This window comes from Vibrio sp. 10N.261.52.C2, from assembly GCF_041471425.1.
GTDB lineage: Bacteria > Pseudomonadota > Gammaproteobacteria > Enterobacterales > Vibrionaceae > Vibrio > Vibrio crassostreae_C.
In genome coordinates this window covers 63,445-88,346 of record NZ_JBFROH010000060.1, presented here as the reverse complement: position 1 = coordinate 88,346, position 24,902 = coordinate 63,445, and the positions used below count along the sequence as shown (strand labels likewise).

Here is a 24,902-nt window from a genome sequence, read left to right as displayed (position 1 = left end):
AGCCGCGATGAACCTTTTTTTTTGACCGAAAGGACCGCTTACTTAACTAAGCTGATACCTTCTTTGTCGATAGTGATCTTGCCAGATTTGTATAGACCACCAATTGTCTTCTTGAACGTACCTTTGCTGGTTCTGAATGCAGAGAAAATAACTTCAGGAGAAGACTTATCATTCAAAGGCAGGTAACCGCCTTTCTTCTCAAGCAGGTCAAGAACCTTAGTGCTTAGGTCATCCATCTTAGCCACACCAACCTTCTGAAGAGACAAATCAATCTTACCGTCTTCTTCACGAACGTTTTTAATGTAGCCTTTTAGTGTTTTACCAATGAACAGCTTACCGATGATGTCAGATGGGAAAATCATACCCCAGTGTTCACCGTTCACGATCGCTTTGTAACCTAACTGGCTGCGCTCAGCGATAATGAGATCGACTTGCTCATTTTGCTTATAAGTCGCAGGCGTGTTGTCTAACCATTTGTTGAACTTCGTTGTACCAACGATACGGCTCGATGCTTTATCGATATACACATATACTAAGATTGACTGACCTTCGTTTAAACGGCCACGCTGCTCGCTGAAAGGAACAAGAAGGTCTTTACCTTTCACGCCCCAGCTCATGAATGCACCAGTGCTGTTAACACCTTCAACCGTCATCAAACCAAACTGGCCTACTTGAGCTATTGGTTTTTCAGTCGTTGCAGCGATCTGGTTGTCAGAATCTATGTATAAGAAAACATCTAGCTTTTGACCAATTTCAACACCTTCAGGAGTAAATCGTTTCGGCAGCAACACGGTTCCATAGTCGCTCGCGTCAAGGAATACACCGAAGTCTGCTTGTTTTACTACTTCTAAGTTGTTTATTTGACCAATATTAATCATCAAGGTTGTCTCTACTTTAAATTTGGCGGAGATTATACGTGATCTCTGATATGCTTTCGCTAGTTTCATTCATATTTTTACATTCTAGGAGACATCGTTGATCACCGTTGATAAACAAGATGCGATAACACTTAAAATTAACCATGCCATGGCTAAGACAAAAAAGCTCGACATGGACGTTTATCTATTCATTCCCGGTGAACTTGGACTGACTCCTGAAGTGCTTTCTGAAAGTGCCTTTTTCTACAGCTCAATCACTCAAAAACGTGCCTACTATAGTGACAAAACACTTTTACCTTTGGTACACAGTCGCTTGGCAAAACGTGGACGCTTATCTACAACACAGTATCGTGTCAGTTTGAGTCTGTTTGCCTACCAATATGTTATCGCGTTAGATAAAGCAGTCAGCAGCTTAAATAAAACTGATAGTGACGACGTAACGGCTGATGAAGTAGATGAAGTCATTGAATTGGCTTTAGATATCTTGAAGAAGCTACGCCGAAGCATCCCTTACGAAGAAAATCTCAAGCGCTACTACGCTAATATCGATAACTACCTATCTTGGTATACCGAGCAAAAGTTCCTATCGCTAGTTTCACACATGCCACGAGGTAGTGAGTATTCAACGATTAAAGAACGACTCTTAACGCTTTGTGATAAAGAGACCGCGCACCGTAAACTGAACCGCTACAACTCAGCAAGAGTTCGAGAGGACGTTACCCGCTTGAGTAACAAGATGCGTTTGCTGCGTCGTTTGATTGAACACCCTATCGTGCTTAAAGAAAAGACAACGTCGATGGGTAAGAACGTTAAGCGTGCCGTGAAAGGCATCGCGACCGGTTTGGTGATGGTTGTCGTGACCACTACTGTGATCTTGGCTCGTGACTTTCTTGGTGAGATTACCGCCTCTTTCATCGTGGCAATGTCTTTCATTTACGCACTGCGTGAGATCTTTAAAGATGACTTGAGAGACATCCTTTGGCGCTGGCTGCGTAAAGGCAAGCCAAAATGGAAGCGTCGTTACTATGATCCAACGACCAACAAGTCAGTAGGCCATAAACTGGAATGGTTGGACTACGCAAATTTTTCTAAGCTTGCAGATCGCATTCAGTCGATCCGTAAAAAGCGTGTGGTACAACGTGAAGAGCAAATCTTGCATTACCGCTCTCATACTGAGATGTCGACATCGACCTTTATGAGTGGTTATGAGGAGACTCGTGAAACGTTATCGATCAGCCTCAGAGCGCTGACACGGTTGATGGATAAAGGCTCAAACAAGATCTACCGCTTGAATGAAGGACAAGTGAGCCGCGAATCAGTAGAAAAGCGTCATCTTCTCAACCTGATCATTAAAGAGAACAACCATGATAACGAACCAACCTACTACCGTTGGAAGATCGTTATGAACCGTTCAAAAATAGTTGATATTGAGCAGATCACTCAAGAGTCATAGAGCCGTTATAAAGTTCTCTATAACGGTATGTGGAAACCATTCACATACCGTTGTTTTATCTCTTCAACGTTACCCATGACTTCTAAACCAAAATCTATTATTTAATCGCTATTTTCTTGAAGGGACTTTCTTAATTGAAAGCGTGAGCGTGAACTCCGCCATCGGCTCGTCACCATGTAAAGATGGGCAAGTCGCGATAATGGTTACGGGTTGATTGACCCGTTCTCCGGTCGACATGGTTTCTGCCAGCATAGTGTTGATCAGCTCACCGTCGTTACAAGTGAAATGCACATCACCTTCAGGGCGCTTCAAAAAGTTACCCGTCACCTCTTTAAAAGCCAACGAGATCTTTTCACCTTGCTGCTGAGATTTGCTCATCGCAAGAAACCCACCCGCGACATCCGCACCTACAGCCAAAACGCCAAAGTACATACTGTTAAGGTGATTCTTAGTACGCCTTCTAAGCGGGATTTTCACTTCAACATGTTGGTTGTCCAACGCGAGTAGTTTTGGTCGGCACAACCAGATAAGTGGGACTTTGAAAAAGCCAAACATGCTTAAGTAGAAATTTGCTTTTTGTAGAGGGGTCAACATTCGGATTACCTAGTCAAATCAGTCATCAGACCAGTTAATCGATTAGCGATAGAGATGTCAAAAAAATGTTACAAAAAAGAGATATCATCGCATAATGATATCTCTTTCATTCTCAAAGCTTTAGCGCTTCAAATAAACGGATAGAGCCAGTTGACTTACTAAGACAACAAACCGATTTATGCAGTCACGACCGTTTCTACGCCTTCAAGGTCAGCAATGTAACCTTGTAGACGTGGATAATCGACTAAACCTTGCGTAACTAGCAGCACTGGCTTCTTCGCGTTCAGGGTTGCTTTAACAATCATATCCAACAAGGTAATAACCGCTTCGTTTTGTGGATCAAAAGCGTGTTGCTGAGCTTCATTGTGTTTGTCTACGCCTAAAGTGAAAGACGCTAAGCTATCAACGTTTACCACTACACCATCGAAGTAGTGCAGTAAACGTTCGCTCAGTAGCACTGCAGACGGCACATCACACGAGAACAGTACTTTCAAACCGTTAAGGCCGCGTGGTAGCCCTTGCTCGGCAAGCAGGTCAATAATCTTAGCGGCATCGCTTAACGCACGAACGTAAGGCACAACTACTTCAACGTTGATGCCCTGCTCACGTAATGCCTTAATAACCTGACATTCTAAAGCGAAAGCCTTGCTGTATTCTGGTGTCGCGTAACGAGCAACGCCACGAACACCTAGTGCAGGGTTAATCTCTTCTGCTTCACAGTTCCCGCCAAGCAGCGAACGGAATCCATAGCTGTCTGCACTGCTTAATGCGATACGAACAGAAGTGTGATTTGGCTGAACGGCAGCTTGAATGGCAATCACTAAGGTCGAAACAAAATGCTCATCGACTGTTTTATCACCAAGGATCGCTTCTAAAGACGTTTTTTCAATATCAGTCAAAGTATCTAAGTGACTCTCGATACTTGGGTGGTAGAAGACACGATCCATCACTAATTCTGATAATGAAACGTATAAGTGGTTAGAATTATTATTATCGTTGTAAGAAGGCAGCACATCACCTAAGACGAGTTCTGGGTGCAAAGTGCTTTGATTTTCTTGAGTCATTGCTGCTCCAGCATTTTTATGTTGTGTTCAAACGAAAATACCGATAGCTGCCTGTTAATACAAGTGAAAATCCCTTATTTGACGCTGGCCTGCTGATAAAAATAAGAATATTAGCAATAACTGAGATAACTTTGACTCAATAGAGTTTATTCCTCTGTTCAATTCCGTTATCTTAACCACTCCGCAATAGAATAAAAAAGCTATCACATGCCATTAAAAACTGATGAGTTGAGAACCCAAGCTCTGGGTCCTATGCCAACTCCTGCCGAACTAGGCAATGCACACCCTATTACTGACGACGTTGCTGAGCGCATTAAAAATTCTCGCCGCCAAATCGAAGATATCCTAACTGGTCGTGATAACCGCCTATTAGTTATCGTAGGCCCTTGCTCTGTTCACGATACAGATGCGGCACTTGATTACGCTGAGCGCCTAAGCAAAATTCAAGACCAGTACAAAGATGAACTGTTCGTTGTAATGAGAACCTACTTCGAGAAGCCTCGTACTGTTGTAGGTTGGAAGGGTTTGATTACAGATCCTAACCTTGATGGTTCATACGCACTTGAAACAGGCTTGAGCAAAGCTCGTAAGCTTCTGCTAGATATCAACAAGCTTGGCCTCGCTACCGCGACTGAATTCCTTGATATGATCACAGGTCAGTACATTGCAGACCTTATCACTTGGGGTGCGATTGGCGCTCGTACAACTGAATCTCAGATTCACCGTGAAATGGCTTCTGCACTGTCTTGCCCTGTTGGCTTCAAGAACGCGACCAACGGCAACATCAAGATTGCTATCGATGCAATTCGTGCAGCACATGCTTCACACTACTTCTACTCTCCAGATAAGAACGGCCGCATGACGGTTTACCGTACTTCTGGCAACCCATACGGTCACGTTATTCTACGTGGTGGTGATAAAGGCCCTAACTTCGACGCTGAATCTGTAGATACTGCATGTAAGCAACTGGCTGAATTCGATCTACCTCAACGTTTGGTTGTAGACTTTAGCCACGCTAACTGTCAGAAGCAACACCGTAAGCAGTTAGAAGTTGCACAAGACATTTGTGAGCAAATTAAATCTAACAAGAACCAAATTGCAGGCATTATGGCAGAGAGCTTCATTATTGAAGGCAACCAGCCAATGACAGACATTAACAACCTAGAATATGGCAAGTCGATTACTGACCCATGCCTAAGCTGGGAAGATACTGCAACAATGCTAGACATGCTTGCAACAGCAATTAAAGATAGAAACTTAGCTTAAGGAAACAACACAATGCCATCATTTGACATTATCTCTGAAGTAGAAGCAGTAGAACTGCGTAACGCAGTAGACAACGCAAACCGTGAACTATCGACTCGTTTCGATTTCCGCGGCGTTGACGCAAGCTTTGATTACAAAGATGAATCAGTAAAATTGACTGCTCAAGACGATTTTCAACTGAAGCAAATGCGCGATATCCTTCGCAGCAACCTAACGAAGCGTAATGTTGATCCTAACGCGATGGAAGCGAAAGCGGCAGACCAAACAGGTCGCACTTGGCACCAAACGGTTATCTTTAAGCAAGGCATTGAAACTGATGTCGCTAAGAAGATCGTTAAGCTAATCAAAGACAACAAAGTTAAAGTTCAAGCTTCTATCCAAGGCGACAAAGTTCGTGTTACTGGTAAGAAGCGTGATGACCTACAAGCTGTTATGGCTCTAGTTCGCGGCGGTGAACTTGGTCAACCTTTCCAGTTTGACAACTTCCGCGACTAATTTTTGAGTTTGAGTGACCGCCTATTTGGGTTGCTCATTCATCAGCACAATGTCGTGTTTGAAATAGCAAAAAGCCACTTCTTTTGAAGTGGCTTTTTATTTATCTGGTCCAGCTTTAGTTTTATTCCGAGCCTCTAGCCGATTTCAAACAACCAGAAAGCTCTCATTTCAACTAGAAGCAATTACCTCAACTGAGTACTTGGGCTGCTGACAATTTTAGGTCTTTGCCGACCAACAGATTAAACTCTACGCTTGCTGGTGGAATAAACACACACACTCGTAATTTCTCTGCTCTTGCTTGCTCAAGCTTTGTTGATAGCTCTCCGCTGTTGGCGTAGCTCTCTCTTTCTGCATCTCGGCGGCACAGGTCGATAAATTCAAATGGACAATCGCTCGGTGAAAGTACGAGCTCTGCCTCCTGCATCAAACGTAAAGCCTTCATAGACAGCAGCTCGACATCTTGCTCGAATTCAATCCAAGTCACCTGCCCTTCGCTATCAATGCCTTCGGTTAGCGCTTGCTGGTAGTAAGACTCTAACTGCTCTCTGTCATTCACCTGCTCGATAAAGCTGGATGACAAGAAACGCTCCCAAAATTTACGACGCTCGTCGACGGTTGGGAATGACTCTTTGATTGAATTGCGTTTTGATGCACCGAAGTCTGCTATCAAACCTATGTTTTGTGGCAATACCGTTTCGAGTTTTTCTCTGATATTTCTTACTAAAACAGGTGATGCCCCGCCACTAGAGATGGCAATTTGGATTCTGCCGCGATTTATCATCGAAGGTGTGATGAAGTCGCAATAAGGAAGATCGTCAACCACATTGACTAAAATGCCCAGTTTTTTCGCATCATTATACACTTGGTGATTCAAGCTTGGGTTGTCTGTTGTGGCCCAAACCTGCAAGTAATTTTTCGATATGATCTGTGACGAGTAAAAGTTTTGAACCCAGTGAAGCTTGTTCTCGTCCACAAGCTGCTTTAAGTAAGGCGCTACCTTGGGAGACACCAAAGTCACATCCGCTCCCGCTCGTAGTAAGCTATCGACTTTACGGCAAGCAACCTCACCCCCACCAACCACTAAGATTGGCTTATTTTCTACATCCAAAAACATTGGGAAATAACGCATGTTCTTCCTTGAGACTACTTCAATAACTATTCAGCCATGCTACCAAATTTGGAGCATATTCATAACTATCGAAGTGTAATAAAAATATTTATTGACCAAATTTCAACATTTCTTAAGTTTAATATTTTATCATTGTGATGTTTATTCAGAATATTTATCTAGTCGATTATCAATATAAAAATCTAAATCTCGTTGCACCAACAGTGTGAACCGTTGCACTATTTACATTCACTTAACATTTGGTCATTCTAATTGTGTTCGGATTTGTGATTTCATTCAAAATTCTTTTTAAATTATACATTTGTGAAACTACGGATCCTTTCCTAACCTTATAAACAGTTGTTTAAATCGCACACAGTTTCATTTGCAAAATGCAACTCGTTTAATTTGAACAACAAGGTCATAGAAAACGCAATACATAAGAGAAACTCAAACGAGCACGAGTATCAGGTGTCACCTGGTTAACAAGGAAGGATACAAATGACAAATAAACTAACACTTCTTGCTTCAGTAGTAGCTGCATCAACTGCGATGATGGCAACATCGGCATCAGCGGCAGAAAGCACTCTGGACAAAGTCACATCTCAAGGTTTTCTAACTTGTGGTGTAAGTACCGGTCTTCCAGGGTTCTCTAACCCTAACTCAAAAGGTGAATGGGAAGGAATTGATGTTGAGTATTGTCAAGCTCTTGCAGCGGCTGTACTCGGTGACAAGACTAAAGTTAAGTATGTACCTCTAACAGCAAAAGAGCGTTTTACTGCGCTTCAATCTGGCGAAATCGACGTACTATCTCGTAACACAACATGGACATTACATCGTGACACTGCTCTAGGTTTGAACTTCGTAGGCGTTAACTACTACGATGGTCAAGGCTTCATGGTTAAGAAAGAACTTGGCCTAACAAGTGCTCAAGAGCTTGATGGCGCTTCTGTATGTGTTCAATCAGGTACAACAACTGAACTTAACCTAGCCGATTACTTCCGTAACAGTGGCATGTCTTACAAGCCAGTGGTATTCGATACGGCAGCACAAACATCGAAAGGTTTCGACGCAGGTCGTTGTGACGTACTAACAACTGACCAATCTGGTCTATACGCACTTCGCCTAAACCTAGCTGATCCTAAATCTGCAGAAGTACTTCCTGAAATCATCTCTAAAGAGCCTCTAGGCCCTGTTGTTCGTCAAGATGATGATCAATGGTTTAACGTTGCTAAGTGGACACTTTCAGCAATGATTAACGCGGAAGAATACGGCATCTCCTCTAAAAATGCAGACGAAATGCTTAAGTCAAAAGATCCAAACATCAAACGTATTCTTGGTGTGGACGGTCCTAAAGGTAAAGGCCTTGGCATTCGCGACGACTGGGGTTACCAAGTAATTAAGCAAGTTGGTAACTACGGTGAGAGTTTTGAGCGTACTGTTGGTACAGGTTCTCCACTTCAAATCTCTCGTGGTGTAAATGCATTATGGAATGCGGGCGGCTTTATGTACGCTCCACCAATCCGTTAATAAATTTTCAAGCATCAATTAGGGCGGAGTTTTCCGCCCTATTTATTAAATGGATTTGAGGTTATAGTAGTATGAAACCTAATGAAACTATTTCTCCAGCTCAGGCAAAGCCACAGCCCAAAAGTGCCAACTTATTTTACAACCCCACTTTTCGCTCCATCATTTTCCAAATTATCGCCGTCGGGGCGCTTTGTGCTTTCTTTTACACGATTGTAAATAATGCACTCACAAACTTAGATTCCCGTGGTATCACCACTGGTTTTGATTTTCTCTCACAAGAAGCTGGTTTTGGTATCGGCTTAACACTGATTGAATACGACGAGACCTACTCATACGGTCGTACATTCTTTATCGGTCTTCTCAATACCGCTTTGGTTTCAGTACTCGGCATCATGCTAGCGACAGTGCTGGGCTTTAGTATGGGTATCGCTAGACTCTCTTCAAACTGGCTAGTTAGCCGATTTGCAGCTGTCTACATTGAGATATTCCGAAATATCCCTCTGCTATTACAAATCTTTTTCTGGTATTTCGCCGTTCTACAAGCCTTGCCTTCTGCTCGTCAAAGTATGAGTCTAGGTGAAGCAATTTTCTTGAACGTACGCGGGTTGTACTTCCCTGCTCCAGTCTTTGAGCAAGGCAGTAGCATTGTCATCGCATCATTGATTGTCGGTATTATCGCTACGTTTATTATCAACATCTGGGCTAAGAACAGACAGAAACTGACCGGCCAACAAACACCGATGTTGCGAATTGCCGCTGCGTTGATTTTAGGCTTACCGTTGATAACTTACTTTGTTATGGGCATGCCTATCTCTGCAGATTACCCTGTGTTGAAAGGGTTTAACTTCAAGGGTGGTGTTACGATAATCCCTGAGCTTGCTGCATTGATGCTCGCTTTAAGTATCTATACAGCAGCGTTCATTGCTGAGATTGTTCGTTCAGGTATTAACGCGGTAAACCATGGGCAAACTGAGGCTGCGATGTCTCTAGGCATCCCACGTTCTAGAACTCTAAAGCTTGTCATTATTCCACAAGCATTAAGAATCATTATCCCACCACTAACCAGTCAGTATCTAAACCTGACCAAAAACTCATCACTTGCGATGGCCATTGGTTATCCTGATCTTGTCTCTGTATTTGCAGGAACAACACTTAACCAAACTGGACAAGCTATCGAAGTAATCGCGATGACAATGGGCGTCTACCTAACCTTGAGCCTATTAACGTCCGCTCTAATGAACATATACAACCGCAAAGTAGCATTGGTGGAGAGATAAGATGAGTACACATCAATTTCAACCTGATCTTCCGCCTCCAGCGAATACCGTTGGGCCAGTCGGTTGGTTAAGAAAAAATCTATTTAATGGACCTGTTAACAGCGTCGTCACTGTGATTCTTGCTTACTTTGCTTTCACCCTATTATGGGCAATAGCGGATTGGGCATTCATCAGTGCCGACTGGATAGGAACCACACGCGATGCCTGTACTAGCGAAGGCGCTTGTTGGGTTTTTATCAGCGTTCGTTGGGACCAATTCATGTATGGCTTCTACCCAGAAGCTGAACTGTGGCGACCTCGCCTCTTCTACGCAACGTTGGCCATTTTTGTAGCCTTACTGGCTTATGAAAAAACACCTAAACGTACGTGGATTTGGTTGTTCTTCGTCAACATCTACCCATTTATCATTGCCGGCTTGCTATACGGTGGCGTCTTTGGGTTAGAAGTTGTTGATACCCATAAATGGGGCGGCCTATTGGTTACACTGGTCATCGCACTTGTTGGTATTGTAGTGTCACTCCCTATTGGTGTTGCACTTGCTCTTGGGCGTCGCTCAGAGATGCCGATCATTCGCAGTATGTGTACCGTATACATCGAAATTTGGCGTGGCGTACCGCTCATTACAGTTCTATTCATGGCTTCAGTAATGCTGCCACTCTTTTTATCAGAAGGGACAGAAACCGATAAGCTCATTCGAGCACTTGTAGGGGTAGTTCTATTCAGTGCAGCCTACATGGCCGAAGTAATTCGAGGTGGTCTACAAGCAATACCAAAAGGCCAATACGAAGCAGCTGATGCTCTGGGGTTAAGCTACTGGAAAAAGACCGGGCTTATCATTCTACCTCAAGCTCTTAAAATCACGATTCCTTCAATTGTGAACACCTTCATTGGTTTGTTTAAAGATACCAGTCTTGTTTTGATTATTGGTATGTTTGATGTACTAGGAATTGGCCAAGCCGCGAATACCGACCCTGAATGGCTTGGGTATTCAACAGAAAGTTATGTATTTGTCGCGTTAGTGTTCTGGGTGTTTTGTTTTGGCATGTCGAGATATTCGATATGGCTAGAAAACAGACTTCACACCGGTCACAAACGATAATTAACAAGATCAAGGACGTATTATGACGCAGCAGACAGAAAACAACTCTCAAGGTCTTATGATCGAGTTGAAAGACATGAACAAGTGGTACGGTGAATTCCACGTACTTAAGAACATCAATTTAGAAGTTAAAAAAGGCGAGAAAATCGTTATCTGTGGCCCTTCAGGCTCTGGTAAATCAACGATGATCCGCTGCATCAACCGATTAGAAGAGCACCAAAAAGGTCATATCTTCGTTTCAGGTAATGAATTAACGGAAGACCTAAAGAACATCGAAGCCGTGCGTAGAGATGTCGGCATGTGTTTCCAACACTTCAATCTGTTTCCACATCTGACTGTATTAGAGAACTGTACTCTGGCTCCAATCTGGGTCAAAAAGATGCCAAAAGAAGAAGCCGAAGCGATTGCAATGAAGTACCTAGAGCGCGTAAAAATCCCTGAGCAAGCGGACAAGTTCCCAGGTCAGCTTTCAGGTGGTCAACAGCAGCGTGTAGCTATCGCTCGCTCTTTGTGTATGAACCCTCAAGTGATGCTGTTTGATGAGCCAACGTCGGCGCTCGATCCAGAAATGGTTCGTGAGGTGTTAGACGTAATGGTTGAGCTTGCAGAAGAAGGCATGACGATGCTTTGTGTAACGCACGAGATGGGCTTTGCTAAAGAGGTCGCGGATCGCGTTATCTTCATGGATGCCGGTGAAATCATAGAAGAGAACAACCCTGTCGATTTCTTTGAAAACCCACAATCAGACAGAACGCAGAACTTCTTAAGCCAAATCTTACACCACTAATGTGTTATGATGCATAAACTACAGAGGCGGCTTAGGTCGCCTCTTTGTTTTCAGTGTTATAATTAGTTTTTCAAGATTATAAACAGCGATTCAGTGCGATTAAAATTGAACAACGAACCTTAACTGCACTTTAAGAAATACTTTGTTACACCTTCAGAAACACTTAACCGACTATTTTGATTATTATTTTACGTATACAAGAGGAATGAGAGACTTGATTTTTCGAACTTTCACCCCCATAAATGTACTAATAACTATTGAAGTCACCTTACGAGGAAGATTATGAACAGCCCTATGTTTTCACGCACAGCATCTCAAGAAAGTGCTCTGCAAACCAATAAAGTGTTGCGTAACACCTACGCATTACTGTCTATGACACTACTTTGGTCTGCTGTTGTAGCAGGCGTATCCATGGCGATGAACCTTCCTCGCCCGGGTCTTATTATCATGCTAGTTGGCTTCTACGGCCTACTTTTCCTAACAGAAAAGAACCGTGACAACAGCATGGGTCTAGTCTTCACATTCCTATTTACAGGTTTCTTAGGCTACACCATCGGTCCAATCTTAAACATGTACGTTGGCGCAGGCATGGGTGATGTCATCCTAACTGCACTTGGCGGTACAGCACTGGCGTTTATGGGCGCATCAGCTTACGCACTAACAACTAAGCGTGACCTGTCGTTCCTTAATGGCATGCTATTAGCGGGTTTCGTAGTACTACTTGTAGGTATGGTTGCAAACATCTTCCTACAAATGCCTCTACTATCATTGGCAATGAGCGGTATGTTCATCCTGTTCTCGACTGGTGTTATCTTGCTTACAACTCAAAACATCATTCGTGGCGGTGAAACAAACTACATCTCTGCAACGATCAGCTTGTACGTATCGATCTACAACATCTTCATCAGCCTACTAAGCATCCTAGGCATCATGGGCAGCGACGACTAATCGTTCCCATCATTGAAGAATATCTAGCCCAAGAGCCTACCTCTTGGGCTTTTTTGTATCTATAAGTACGATATTTCATTGGATAGCTACAATTTCTGTTGAGAAAGACAAACTTGGTCATGTACCCTATCCGCATAGTTAATTGGATTCTGGATTAAACATGTTTGAATATAACGGCAAGCAAATCGAAACCGACGCTCAAGGCTACCTATTGGATTACACGCAATGGGAAGAAGGCATGATTGAAATTCTTGCTCAAGACGAGGCGATTGAACTTACAGATGCACACTTAGAAGTCGTACATTTTGTAAGGAGCTTTTACGAAGAGTTCAACACCTCACCAGCGGTTCGCATGCTCGTTAAAGCAATGGAAAAAGCTCACGGCCCAGAAAAAGGCAATAGTAAGTACCTTTTCAAGTTATTCAAAAAAGGCCCTGCAAAACAAGCGACCAAGCTCGCCGGTTTACCTAAACCAGCAAAGTGCTTGTAAAACCTAACCCGCTTTAGGTCATTAAGTTACGTTCAATATAAAATACTGTAGTGCTACAACTACAGTATTTTAAACGCCCCTATGCGTACGTCTTGGCGTTCACTATCTTTAACTTGATGCATCACAACGTTGTCTACTGTTGCGCTCGAAGGGCCAATATAGAGCCAAGCATGTAACTTCTCAATTTGCTGACTCTCTCCGACAACTAACACTTCAACTCGACCATCATTTAAGTTCTTTGCATAACCTGAGAGACCCATAGCTTGCGCCTGCCTACTGGTGTGGTAACGGAACCCAACACATTGAACTACGCCTGACACGACAAAAATATATTGTGAACTTTCCATAACGTTGCCTCATAAATTATATGAATGATATAGTCGAGTTTCTATTCATTCACCGCTTATTGGTGGACTTACTTCGAGTATAACGATTATGAAAGAAATCCCATTTCGTTGGATTGACAAATATCTCATTCACCTAAAAATCCAAGAAAAGTTCTATCTACTCTTCTTATTGCCTCTTCTCGCCCTGGTTATATTAACTCTCGTTTTAGATAGTGCCGCGGACTCTTTACTTGCTCACCTTTATCAAGAAGAAATGCTCTTGATGAAAGGGCTTATCGAAGCGGGTCAACTCACTAAAGATCAAGTAGCTCAGCTTGTCAGCAGCTCTGAAACCATCTCTTTAGGCTACGGTGCTGGTTCTGTTTCAGTGATGAATGGAGCGTTCAGCCTAGTTGCTAACCATGACCAAAACCTTTGGTCTGCTCTATCGACGACTCAGGTTTCAATTATCGCAGTAACCCTAACGCTGATCGCACTAGGTGTTTACTACATCATGACTTTCATCGGCGGCGCAATGTTCTCTATGAACAAAGCTCTGAACACCCTAGCGAATGGCGACTTAACTTGCCGCATGAACTACTTCTTAGTTCGTGACGAGTTCAGTGAAATCGCGATTACAATCGATAAAGTTGCGGAGCGTGAACAAAACATGGTTCTATCAATCCAAGAGTCTGTCGCTCTCATGCAGCAAATCAGCTCGGACTTGAACCAGTCAACACAACAAAGTTCAGACATCTCAGGTAACCAACAGGAACACCTGAATAGCTTGGCAAGTGCAACGGAACAAATGGCGGCTACCATTCGCGAAGTCGCTACCCTTGCTCATGAGTCTAGTTCACAAACGATGGACGCTCGCGGCGTTGCTCAGAGCGGTCAAGTCAAGGTTTCAAATACACTGGAGTCTATCTCTAGCCTATCTCAAGAGATCCAGTCCGCTTCACAAGCAGTAGAAGAACTGGATGCCAACGCAGCGCAGATCGATGAAGTAGTCACAACCATCAACGGTATTTCTGAACAGACTAACCTGTTGGCGTTGAACGCCGCTATCGAAGCCGCACGTGCTGGCGAGCAAGGTCGTGGATTTGCTGTTGTTGCCGATGAAGTTCGTGCCCTTGCCGGTCGTACTCAGCAAGCAACGGTTGAAATCCAAAGCATGATTGAATCATTACAACGTAACAGCCAATCACTGACCAAGCTGATGGAAGTCACGGTGAACAATGCTAATGAAGGCCAAACACTGATGTCAGAAGTGAACGTCGAGATCGGTTCATTAGCGGAAAAGAACCAGTCTATTTCAGATAGCAGCACTCAAATTGCTACCGCAGCTGAAGAACAAGGCGTAGTTGCTGACAACATTGCACAAAGTGTTGAAGAGATTCGCCATCAATCAGACAGCATCTGCGAGATGATCAGTAAGAGTAATTCCAATGTTGACCAACTTCGTAAACAAAGCGATACGATGGAAGGTTTACTGACAGGTCTTAAAGCTTAATACTGTTCTCCAACCACAATGTGTTGATTAATCATTACTAGGGCTGCTTTTGCAGCCCTTTCTTATTTGCTTTTCACCTGTACTTCCCCGACAATACATCTCCTTCAAATTCAACAAACAGAGTAAATTATGACTCCTTCAATTCATCTAGCTAAAGGCCGAGATAAATCACTACGCCGCAAACACCCTTGGGTATTTTCACGCGGTATCGATAAGGTCGAAGGCGAACCAAAACAAGGTGAAACTGTAGACGTATATGCTCAAAATGGTCAGTGGCTTGCAAAAGCGGCTTACTCACCAGAATCTCAAATTCGAGCTCGTGTTTGGACATTTGAAAAAGAAGAGATCAACAAGGCGTTCTTCGTAAAACGAATTCAAGACGCACAGTCTTTACGTGAGGACATTATCGAACGTGATGGTCTAACGGGCTACCGCCTAACGGCCGCAGAATCTGATGGCTTGCCAGGTATCACAATCGACAAATACCAAGACTTCCTAGTTTGCCAACTGCTAAGTGCTGGTGCTGAATATAACAAAAGCGTATTGGTTGAAGCGTTAATCGAGTGCTTCCCAGACTGCAACATTTACGAACGCTCTGACGTAGCAGTTCGTAAAAAAGAAGGTCTAGAACAAGTTGTCGGTGTACTGCACGGTGAAGAACCACCGAAGTCTATCGTGATTGAAGAAAACGGCGTTAAGATCAGCGTGAACATTATGGAAGGCCACAAAACAGGCTTTTACATGGACCAGCGTGATAGCCGCAAAGAATCGATGAAGTACGTTAAAGGCAAAGATGTCCTTAACTGTTTCTCATATACAGGTGGTTTTGGCCTTTACGCACTGAAAGGCGACGCAAAGCGTGTTATCAACGCTGATGTATCTCAACTTGCTCTTGATACAGCTAAGCTCAACGCTGAACTTAATGAGTTTGATATCTCGAAAAAGCGCGCTGTGTTCCTAAACGCTGACGTTTTCAAACTGCTTCGTGAATACCGTGACCAAGGCACTAAGTTTGACGTAGTGATCATGGACCCACCAAAGTTTGTTTCAAGCAAGAATAACCTAACTTCAGGCGCTAACGGCTACAAAGACGTTAACATGCTTGCGATGCAAATCCTGAAACCAGGTGGCACTCTACTCACCTACTCTTGCTCTGGCTTAATGGGTACTGATTTGTTCCAAAAAATCATTGCTGATGCAGCATTAGATGCAGGCCGCACTGTTAAGTTCGTAGAACGCTTCGAGCAAGCAGCCGACCACCTAACAGACACTGCCTACCCAGAAGGTTTCTACCTGAAAGGTTTTGCTTGTAAGGTTCTTTAAATACAAATTACCAGTCTAAGAAACAGCGTTACAGTTCATAAAAAACCGAGATTCTTCAATCTCGGTTTTTTATTAGTATCAGCAAACTCAATCGTCTTTAATAACTAGGATGTCAGACAAACTATTCGTCAAGTCTGCAGCGGAGAGGCCATCAAATTCAATTTTAACTTGCTGCCCATCTTTTTCTACAACCATGGCGGAGTTAACTTCGCCTCCTTCAACCTCGATGTTGTCTAACAACTCAGTGACTTGTTGTTGAGTTGGCGCATCAGCAAATAAGTCAGACAAATCAACCTTATCTCCTTCCGCGATGCTAAAATCGGAGATTCGATCGGTACTTCCATCTAAATCACCATCAACCCACTTGAATATATCAGCGTCATCACCACCAATAAGGATATCGTTTCCGAGACCACCAATCAGCGTATCTTGACCAACTCCACCTTTAAGTGCGTCATCACCACTCCCACCATCTAAGTAGTCATTACCAGTACCACCATCGATAGCGTCGATACCTGCTTGTCCGTAAACTGTATCGTTACCGTCACCAGTGAAAGCAATATCGATGCTGTCATTCTTATTCATACTTGGTCTATAACTATCGCCTTCCGATACAAAATCATCACGCTCAGCCGCACCGTCTTTAGGGTTCTTGGCTAATGACTCACTCCCCCCAAGGTAAACCGTGTCGTTTCCACCTCCTAGTTGAACGTAGTCACCACCTTTGCCAACATCAACAAGGTAATCGGTGTTTGTATTATCAAACGTTGATGTTCTCTCATTTTCTGTATTCCCAGCAGAGAATTGATGCTTCTGCCATTGAAGGTCAGCTCCATCTACGGTAATCGTGTCGGTGACATCTCCAGAAGAACTAATCGCGGTTGGTGTTACGGGCTCAGGAACCTCGATTTCTGCAGTTGCCGTAGAGCTTGCAAATTTGTCCGCTCCCGTAACATATTGCTCTTCACTAACTGCTTCAACTGTAATACCAAAATCACGATTTCCAGTATAATCCGCCGGGAATACTAATTGAGCACTTACCGTCCCCACAACTCCAGCTGCATCAACAGCAAGTGCAAGTATGTAATTACTTGTACCATTGACTGGCGTTTGCAGTACTCCATCTACATACAGTTTCGCCCCTGACGGAATACCACTCACCGTAACCGAATCACCTTTAATGATTTCACTGCCATCCGCATCTTGCAAAGAAACCTTTATATCGACAGGGATTTCCTGTTGTTGAACAATACGATAGCTTCCATCTATGTTGTTTAGTTCAACGATAGCATCAGAGAAAATCAATCGTTCAATTTCATATAAGTGGTCTCCATTTTCATCAGAAGGAGTATATTGATCATTAGGTGTATCGGTCCCCTTCGTATCTCGCACTAGCCAGTGGCCGACACCTCCACCATGATCGCCTAGATCTGTGATTATGTACTGAGAAACTGGACCTGAGTAAATTACAGTGTCATACCCATCGACACCTATATCACTGGTAGTTTCATCACCTTCAATTTTGTCATTTCCAGCGCCTGATACGAACCAATCGTTGCCCGCACCACCTATATAGTGGTCCGAGTCCTGACTTTGGTCACCAACATAAAGCTTGTCCTTAGATCCGCCTTGATGTAAGTGCTCATGAATATCCGCGTTAAGTACTCTGCCTTCCTCAAAACCATCTAATTTAAGTTCTGTAAGTAGTGTGTTTTTCTCTGTAGTAGTCAACTGGGAGAACCCAACAAGTTCTTGATATACGTCGATACCGTTGGAAAAGGTAATATCCCCAATGGAAACAGCTACTAATGGGGCATCAGCCACAGGCGTAATATCTACCGTAAGCGTATGCTCTTCTGACGTACCATTCTCGTTTACAGCCTTGAACTTAATTTCAGCGTAGTCATTCGATTTATTGCCTACACCATCAACATTAAAGCCGTCATAACCAGATTCGTTAGCATCTGGATTAAAGCCGATCACGCCTGAAATTAATTGAGCCGATGTAATCTGACTCGAGTTTAGTGGCTGCCAATTTGGCTCTTGAACAGTACCAAGGTTAATCACCAACGCTCCATCGAGTGGTTGATGAGTTATCACTATATCGTTGCCAGACTCAATCCCAAAATCATCAATCGATAGCACTAAAATAGTATCTTCTTGTCCAAAGGCTTCCTTACTCTCAGCATCCGGTCCAACAGACACTGGATGAACAATCAAGTCGAAGGCCCCGCTCGAAATCTCACTGGTATCGCCGACAATCTCGTCTGAAATAGCTTCAATCTTAACGCTATAAGTGCCTGGCTCATCAACCTGAATCATCAGATCAGTGAGCACTGTTTCGGCAGTACCATTTGATGTTAACCAAGCAGATATATCAACTTCACCATCAGCATTAACAACAAGCTCCTGATCTCCAAGTTTAACAATTGAACCTTCAGGCAAACCGGACACGACGAGTCTCAATGTCTCTGAACCATCGGTATCAACAAGCTGCGTAGTGATCTTAGAGACATTGATAAAGGTATCTTCCAGCCCTTCATTAATATCGAACGCTGGGTAATAACCACCCTCTAAGGATTCATGTTCAACCTGTGCCCCGATATTAACTTTATCCTCAAGCGAACTTACATCCGGAACAATATCGAAGTTGTCCGTGTTAAAGTCTACGGGTTCATTACCACCAACTGCGACACTGATAGTGGCATTACCTGGACCAGCCTCGTTGTCGTGGAATGCAGTAATTGTGTACCAACCAGATGCCGATGGTACAAAGGCTGAAGACTCATAGGTACCGCCTCCGCCCCAAGTTTGAGAGGCCATGGTTTCACCACCGACTTCAAGTCTAAATGAATCATCTGCATGACCGCTAAACACGTATGACTCACCAGCAACTAGGAATACCAAACCAGTAAGTTTGCTCGAAATGTTTTCGATAGCTGGAGAGTTCTGAGTGCCAAAGTCTGGCGTCTGTGTAACTTCTGAAGTGTTGGCAACACCTGCAGACTCGATTGCTTGTTCAACAACGTCCGGAGCGACACCGCTACCATTGTTGTAATCAAAGTCTAGGTTCTCCCATTGCTCTAACTTAAAACCTTCATCTAAATCTACATTTGGTGATTCTACAACTAACTTGGCAAGTGTCGTATCAGGGCGAATATCAATCGACATCGTCGTACTAGAGCTGGTGTTGATGCCATCAGAACTGTGGTAGTTAAACTCCGCATAATCTTGCTGATTATTACCAGTTACTACATTATCTTCATCAAACATTGATGTACTAGATTCATAGCTTACTGGGTTGAATATCAAGAAACCTTGTTCTACCTGCTCTTGGCTTACTGATACACCTGTACCAATCGTTTCAGTATTTAACAGAACCCATTCATCAGTAGATTCGTTGTACAGATACATATCACCCGCACCTGGAGCACTAGTGATAACAATCGACAATTCGCTGGAATCTGCATCAGAAACGTTGAAATCGGCCCACTTAAACGTAATCGATGAACCTTGGGCTTGTGCCTCATCGCCAATGACATGTGAGTCCTGTGCTTGCGGTGCTTCATCGTTATCAATGATCGTCGCAATACCTTGCTTACCATCCACTTCGAGCGTGAAGTTCTCATTTAACTCATCAATGCCGTCTTCGTTAGTTGGTACCTTGATGTCAAACGACGTTACTCCCGCAGGCACAACAAGCTGACCATTAACAAGCGTCACGCCCTCAGTGAACTCTACGTTGTCGGTGAAATCTTTGTTATCACCGAGCTCGGCAGAACCTGAGTTTAACGACCAGTCGAATCGAGTCTCTTGGCTGCTTGTGTTAACTAGGTTCACGGTGAAGACGGCTATATCGCCTTCAATTACTTGTTCATTATTTAGATTAACCGCGTTGCTCACTGTATCGATAATTGGAGCTTCATCGTTATCAGTAATGCTACCCACAGAGGATTCACCACCAACAGTCACGGTGTAGGTTTCAGCGATCTCATGGAGACTGTCATCAATTGTCGGAATCAAGATTGCAAAGTCCTTCACTCCAATTGGGACAATCAGTTTTCCACTTTGCTGATCATAGGTGACGCCATTAGTAAAACGAACCTGACTCACGTCGAGATCTTTTTCTTCACCCGAATCATTCGCAGCATCCGTGTTCTTACCAAAAGTAACGTCCAATACAGACTCAACAAGTGCACTTGAATCCAGAATTACTTTAAAGCCAAGATCATCACCTTCAACTACTGAGTCTGCTAGCAGGTCTACAGACGCAACACTAGAAGGAGTCGGTAAAGGGTTGACGATAACATTAACTTCAGCACTCGCGATTTGGCCATTATCATCAGTAACCTGATATTTAAACGTTGTTTCACCGACAAAATCATCGCCAGTTAAATCAAAGTATACGATGCCGTCTTTGATATACGCATTACCTTCCGTTTCACCGTATACATAGGTAATACGTAGATTGTCGCCATCTGAATCGATATCGTTATTTAGAAGCTCAGAACCGATAATGCCAGCAAGCTTCGATGTTGGAATCTCAAGAATGCCGCCTTGATTCACTGCATACGCGCCTTCACTAGAGGCTTTAAAACCAGTTAGGAAGTAATCTGACGCATCATTATCATTCGTTGCTTGGTTGGAATACTCAGTTGCTTCAAATACCACAGTATCAAACGCGATTGGAGTACCATCAGGACCAAGCGGTGTTATTTCGTAAGTACCTTTATTGTTACCGTCTTCAGCAATAAACGTATCACCTGCAACCGCTACGCCATTGAGGTACGCTACCCAACTGCCTTGTTCATGGTTATCAGTGAAATCACCGTCATTACCTTCGTTTTTAAACAAGTTAGATACTGAAAATGTAAACTGAGTAGCAGGGCTATCTAAGTTGATTTCAAACTTCTCAGATTGCTGCTCTGCACGATCATATTCAATCTGAGCACCCAATCCACCTACTTTGCCGGCAACACCAATCTTAATGCCGCTGTGTGCGAAGTCTTTATCTTGGCCATTGAAGCTAGCATTTAGCTCAGCGCCTTCGGCTGACCATGGAGAGTCGTTGTCTTCACTGAACTCACCCAGTTTAACTTCGAAGCCTTGCGGATCGTTATTCGCATTCAGGTCACCAGACTTATCGATAGTAACTGTCTTAACTTCACTTTCGTTACCATCACTGTCTACCGCTTTATATTCGAATGAATCTGACGCCTTAGCTTCAAGAGAAGTCAGCTCCCAGTTACCTGGTCCTTGTGTGCTTGCTTCCACCGAAACAATCTCAGCACCTTCAGGAGCGACAATCGTGACATTTTGATTATTGTGGGTGTCATCATAAAGGAAGGTTTTGTCTTCTGTGACACCATTACCATAATCAAAGGTGACTGTAATCTCGGCTCTTGATTGAACACTATCATCAGCATTTGGGGCAAACCAGCCACCCAAACCGCTTAGACCAACCGTTACTGAGTCCGCTGGACGAGAAGAGAAATCAATGTTGATTACCTCATCTTGGTGAATACCGCGATTAGTCGATGCAATACCGAAACCCATATGGCCTTGCTGGCTGTTGTTCTGTACTAAAGGCTTGGCGTCAACGTTATTTCGACCTTCCGAGGTAATGGTGACGACATCACCATTATCAAACTTCAGTTCGCGAGTATACGCATCTACTTCATCACCCCAGTTATGAAACTCTGCAGTGCTATGAGGGCCTTTATCTAATGTGGATGTATCATCAACACCTAAGAAGAAGCCTGTTGATTCTTGGTCATCTTCATAAACGATGTTGTTAGGATCTGCATACGTCTGCCCAACTACCACTTCAACCTTGTTATTACCATCGACATAGTAAAGAGTTCCTGAATCAGGCAGCTCTGTGATGATCACGCCGAGATTTGTATCTGCGTCATTATCGTTATCATCTTCATTATCAGAAATATGGTCTGTACCATCACCTTCGATAGTCCCCATCCCGGTATCGAAAATAACTTGCGAAGAGCCATCTGCATTGAGAGAAATAGAGAAGTCTTCAGCTTTTGGCGGGTTATCATGGCTATCGTCAATAGCTACATTTTTATCAGCACTAGAAGTATCTAGCTTCTCAAATACATCGGTACCATCTTGGGTTACGGATACAACACTAACGTTAAACTCTTGTCCAACTTCGTATTCGTTGTCTTGTTCAGTTTGAATCTCAAAGGTCGCTGTATTTGTATTTGCGTCTACGTTTACAGTTATAACTTCAACAATATCTTCATTGCTCGCATTTGTGTAAGAGTACTGAAGAGTAACCACACTATCTTCAGGCACTTGCTCACTTAGCGTAATCGTAAATGGACTTGTCTTATCACCCTCAATAACTGAATCGGGACCAGTCAGCCCAACTGTAACGGTATCTTTGTCGTTTGTGTCTGTCTCATCGACAATCTTAGCTGTACCTGAGTCCTGTTTGTCATTTTCAACAAACTCACTAGTTGAGCTAGCTTTTAGGGTTACAGTCTCTTCACCCTCAAGCAATTTATCATCAAGAACCTTGATGAAGACTTCTAAGCTACCCGAGCCGCTAGCAATAATTAGATCGGCAAGCTCCTGCTCTGAAAGCGCTTTATAATCTTGTCCATCTTTAACGTAAATATTGTCTTCGTAATCGACACCTTTAGTTGCAGAATCCCCTGCCGCCCCTAGTGTAAGAGCAAGACCAACGTTCTCAGAGACAAGCTCATCTAGGTTGATTTCAAAAGATAGGAACGCTTCTTCTGCTTCTGTCACTGGTTGGCCAGCAGTAACTGTTAGCTCAGCAACAGGTAATACATCAACATTCACTACAACCGTATCTGTACCACCGTTACCGTCCGACACGGCAACAACAAATGAATCATCTCCATCAAACTCGTTGTTCGGAGTGTACTTCCACTCGCCCGTTTCAGGGTCGATCTCAACACTACCGTTTGTAGGTTGGCTCACCGTGTAAGTCAGGTCAGTGTCGTCAATATCGGTTGCAGTAACCTTACCAGATACAGAGTTATCCTCTTTAGTCGATACACTTATTTGATCAGTATCGCCAATCGGCACTCCATCTTTGACAAATATTGGAGCATCATTTTCTGGAGTGACATTAATCGTAACCACGGCGGAATCAGTACCACCTTTACCGTCAGAAACTGTGTAAGTAAACGTAGCGATACCATTGAAGTCATCCGCTGGAGTGTAACGAACGGTCTGAGAACCATCTTGTAGCTCAACTAACTCAACCTGACCGTATGTTGGATCAATCACTAAACTATCTAAAATGATTAACGTATCACCATCAACATCAGAGTCATTCGAAAGTAACTCGCTACTAGGTATATCGAGAGTTACATCTTCTTGTGTCTGAAGATTTTTAATCACTTCTTGAAATTTGATATTGTCTAGATAAGTCCCACTCTTGTCGCCTTCAGTGCCAACTTCTCTAAATGAAAGGGTATTTGAACCATCTCCACTCCCACCTAATAATTCCAATAACTGGGTTTGCATTATGTTACTTTCAGGGGTGATCGTAGCAACAACTTCGCCGTTCCAAATGACCTCAAGCTCAGCACTTGGCAATCGTTCGTACATTGCCGTATCAAAAGACAGTTGGTATAAGGTACCGCTTTCTACACCTTGAATTTGTTGGGTAAGGGTTACATTGTCACCGTTACCTTCCATATCAATCATACGATCGCCGTCTGTTTCATCAACAGCATAGCCTTCTTGAACTGAATCTAAAGCACCAGTTCTTGCATCGTAGGACCAACCATCTAGTTGATCGATTCGAGAACCCCAACCGGCATTTGATACCGATTCATAGTCTTCAAAGCTACCATTGACGATCAGGTTATCACCTAATGCTCTTGAATCATCGTTCGCGATAGGGTCATCATTTACTGGTGTTACATTAACGGTCACTGTCGTAGTGCTTTTTTCACCATGAGTATCAACAATGGTGTATTCGAAAGTCGCTTCACCATTGAAGTCTTGGTTAGGTTCAAACACGACATTGCCATCTATCAGCTGAACAGAACCGTTTGTAGCATCGGTTGCGTTGACAGAAAAAATGGTTATGTCATCCCCATCAACATCGAAATCATTGGCTAGCAGCTCACTACCACTAATAGTAAGAGCCTGATCTTCTTCCGTTATGAGTTTGGGTGCATCTATTCCGGTAACTGTAATGTTATCGATGAACGCACCAAGCGAATCAGATTTACCCGCACCAGCAAAAGCGATTAAAGTAGCATCACTACTAACATCAAACTCAGCATTTGCTTGATACCAACCTTTGTTATCCGGACCATCTAGTGTTACAGAAATGCCTTCTGGAGCAGTCACTGTTCCATCCGCATGCAGCGTAATAGTTGTATTCCCAACAGTAAAAGTCATATCAGACGACGAGTTGCCGTCTTGGCGAGGGTTATAATCGAACTCTACCCTCAAAGAGTCTTGATCCGACGTATCAATTGATGTCGTCATCACCGTGTTTTTATGTGGGTCTAGCTCTGCGTAAAAATCACCGTCGGTAGCATCAACAATTAAGCCGTCTCGCTCAATCTCTATACCATTAGTAAAGTCCCATACCTCTGATGGGTCTTTAGAAACAACCGTCCAACCCGCTGGGTTTGCCATATTTTCGAATGACTCAGTGAGCAATATGGTTTCTTGAACGTTTTTGTAAGAATCACTGATGGCTACAGGCGCATCGTTGACTGGCGTCACCGTCAAGTT

The 24,902-nt window shown here is 43.4% G+C and carries 17 protein-coding genes; 11 read left to right on the top strand and 6 right to left on the bottom strand.

From position 1 onward, the window contains the following. Window positions 1–38 precede the first annotated feature (38 nt). Entirely contained in the window at window positions 39–947 is a 909-nt protein-coding gene (locus AB4307_RS20105; RefSeq protein WP_017059694.1) for a CvfB family protein, read from the bottom strand. 28 nt (window positions 948–975) lie between these two features. On the opposite strand from AB4307_RS20105, the gene AB4307_RS20100 reads away from it, so the two are divergent. Then, complete coding sequence (locus AB4307_RS20100; protein WP_017063834.1) at window positions 976–2,331, top strand: hypothetical protein; 1,356 nt, start codon at window positions 976–978, stop codon at window positions 2,329–2,331. A gap of 108 nt (window positions 2,332–2,439) precedes the next feature. Here the strand turns inward: AB4307_RS20100 and AB4307_RS20095 are convergent, their stop codons facing one another. Both AB4307_RS20095 and AB4307_RS20090 read right to left on the bottom strand, forming a co-directional pair. Then, window positions 2,440–2,925 (bottom strand): PaaI family thioesterase, encoded by a 486-nt coding sequence (locus tag AB4307_RS20095; protein WP_017059696.1) that lies wholly within the window; start codon window positions 2,923–2,925, stop codon window positions 2,440–2,442. 176 nt (window positions 2,926–3,101) lie between these two features. After that, entirely contained in the window at window positions 3,102–3,989 is an 888-nt protein-coding gene (locus tag AB4307_RS20090; protein ID WP_017059697.1) for a putative PEP-binding protein, read from the bottom strand. Window positions 3,990–4,196: 207 nt separating this feature from the next. On the opposite strand from AB4307_RS20090, the gene AB4307_RS20085 reads away from it, so the two are divergent. Next, complete coding sequence (locus AB4307_RS20085) at window positions 4,197–5,255, top strand: 3-deoxy-7-phosphoheptulonate synthase (RefSeq protein ID WP_102394015.1); 1,059 nt, start codon at window positions 4,197–4,199, stop codon at window positions 5,253–5,255. A gap of 12 nt (window positions 5,256–5,267) precedes the next feature. After that, entirely contained in the window at window positions 5,268–5,750 is a 483-nt protein-coding gene (locus AB4307_RS20080) for a YajQ family cyclic di-GMP-binding protein (RefSeq protein ID WP_017063832.1), read from the top strand. Window positions 5,751–5,937: 187 nt separating this feature from the next. Here the strand turns inward: AB4307_RS20080 and AB4307_RS20075 are convergent, their stop codons facing one another. Beyond that, window positions 5,938–6,879, bottom strand: a complete 942-nt coding sequence (locus AB4307_RS20075; RefSeq protein WP_017059700.1) for a precorrin-2 dehydrogenase/sirohydrochlorin ferrochelatase family protein — start codon at window positions 6,877–6,879, stop codon at window positions 5,938–5,940. A gap of 480 nt (window positions 6,880–7,359) precedes the next feature. On the opposite strand from AB4307_RS20075, the gene AB4307_RS20070 reads away from it, so the two are divergent. From AB4307_RS20070 to AB4307_RS20045, 6 genes are all read left to right on the top strand, one after another. After that, window positions 7,360–8,388 carry an amino acid ABC transporter substrate-binding protein gene (locus AB4307_RS20070; RefSeq protein ID WP_017059701.1) on the top strand — a complete coding sequence of 343 codons (1,029 nt, stop codon included), beginning with the start codon at window positions 7,360–7,362 and terminating at the stop codon, window positions 8,386–8,388. A gap of 71 nt (window positions 8,389–8,459) precedes the next feature. After that, complete coding sequence (locus AB4307_RS20065) at window positions 8,460–9,665, top strand: amino acid ABC transporter permease (RefSeq protein WP_017063829.1); 1,206 nt, start codon at window positions 8,460–8,462, stop codon at window positions 9,663–9,665. Window position 9,666: 1 nt separating this feature from the next. Continuing rightward, window positions 9,667–10,764: an amino acid ABC transporter permease gene (locus AB4307_RS20060; protein WP_017066317.1), complete on the top strand. Its 1,098-nt coding sequence runs from the start codon at window positions 9,667–9,669 to the stop codon at window positions 10,762–10,764. 22 nt (window positions 10,765–10,786) lie between these two features. After that, the gene (locus AB4307_RS20055) at window positions 10,787–11,551 is read left to right on the top strand and encodes an amino acid ABC transporter ATP-binding protein (protein ID WP_017059704.1); all 765 of its coding nucleotides are present in this window, start codon (window positions 10,787–10,789) and stop codon (window positions 11,549–11,551) included. A gap of 282 nt (window positions 11,552–11,833) precedes the next feature. Beyond that, entirely contained in the window at window positions 11,834–12,499 is a 666-nt protein-coding gene (locus AB4307_RS20050; protein WP_017057206.1) for a Bax inhibitor-1/YccA family protein, read from the top strand. A gap of 160 nt (window positions 12,500–12,659) precedes the next feature. Further along, window positions 12,660–12,989 (top strand): TusE/DsrC/DsvC family sulfur relay protein, encoded by a 330-nt coding sequence (locus AB4307_RS20045; RefSeq protein ID WP_017057205.1) that lies wholly within the window; start codon window positions 12,660–12,662, stop codon window positions 12,987–12,989. A gap of 59 nt (window positions 12,990–13,048) precedes the next feature. On the opposite strand, the gene yccX is transcribed toward AB4307_RS20045, so the two are convergent. Beyond that, on the bottom strand, window positions 13,049–13,336 hold the full coding sequence (gene yccX / locus AB4307_RS20040; protein WP_017059706.1) for an acylphosphatase: 288 nt from the start codon (window positions 13,334–13,336) through the stop codon (window positions 13,049–13,051). A gap of 88 nt (window positions 13,337–13,424) precedes the next feature. Between yccX and AB4307_RS20035 the strand changes: the two genes are divergently transcribed. Further along, entirely contained in the window at window positions 13,425–14,828 is a 1,404-nt protein-coding gene (locus AB4307_RS20035) for a methyl-accepting chemotaxis protein (RefSeq protein ID WP_017068925.1), read from the top strand. A 129-nt stretch (window positions 14,829–14,957) separates the two neighbouring features. Further along, window positions 14,958–16,151, top strand: coding sequence for a class I SAM-dependent methyltransferase (locus AB4307_RS20030; protein ID WP_137002008.1), 1,194 nt, complete (start codon window positions 14,958–14,960; stop codon window positions 16,149–16,151). 87 nt (window positions 16,152–16,238) lie between these two features. On the opposite strand, the gene AB4307_RS20025 is transcribed toward AB4307_RS20030, so the two are convergent. Then, window positions 16,239–24,893, bottom strand: coding sequence for a tandem-95 repeat protein (locus AB4307_RS20025; protein WP_372133181.1), 8,655 nt, complete (start codon window positions 24,891–24,893; stop codon window positions 16,239–16,241). Between the last annotated feature and the right edge of the window lie 9 nt (window positions 24,894–24,902).